The organism is Rahnella sp. CJA17(1/100), assembly GCF_963881615.1.
GTDB lineage: Bacteria > Pseudomonadota > Gammaproteobacteria > Enterobacterales > Enterobacteriaceae > Rahnella > Rahnella aceris.
On record NZ_CAWOJA010000070.1, the window covers coordinates 1 to 439 of the forward strand.

The following is a 439-nucleotide window of genomic DNA, read 5'->3' on the forward strand; positions in this document are numbered from 1 at the left end:
GCGCTTACCACTTTGTGATTCATGACTGGGGTGAAGTCGTAACAAGGTAACCGTAGGGGAACCTGCGGTTGGATCACCTCCTTACCTCAAGATACGCATTGTGCAGTGTCCACACAGATTGTCTGATGAAATTAATGAGCAAGAGCACCTGTTGATGCAGTAAGGGGAACCTTACGCTGATGCGAAAAGTGCCAAACCACTGTGTGGTCTGGTACGGATTTTTCGTGTCCCCATCGTCTAGAGGCCTAGGACACTGCCCTTTCACGGCTGTAACAGGGGTTCGAATCCCCTTGGGGACGCCACTCCGATAATGTGTGAAAGACATTATCAATGAATATCTTAAAGATGACTCTAACGAGTCGTGTTTAAGATATTGCTCTTTAACAATCTGGAACAAGCTGAAAATTGAAAGTTTACAGCTGAACATCACTCTCCGTAG

Annotated in this window: 1 tRNA gene and 1 rRNA gene; both read left to right on the forward strand. The window is 46.2% G+C overall.

Annotation, left to right across the window (positions count from 1 at the left end):
* Positions 1–84 (forward strand): 16S ribosomal RNA (locus tag AACU55_RS22130); the annotation flags it as partial.
* Positions 85–226: 142 nt separating this feature from the next.
* A tRNA-Glu gene (locus AACU55_RS22135) sits at positions 227–302 on the forward strand.
* Positions 303–439 lie beyond the last annotated feature (137 nt).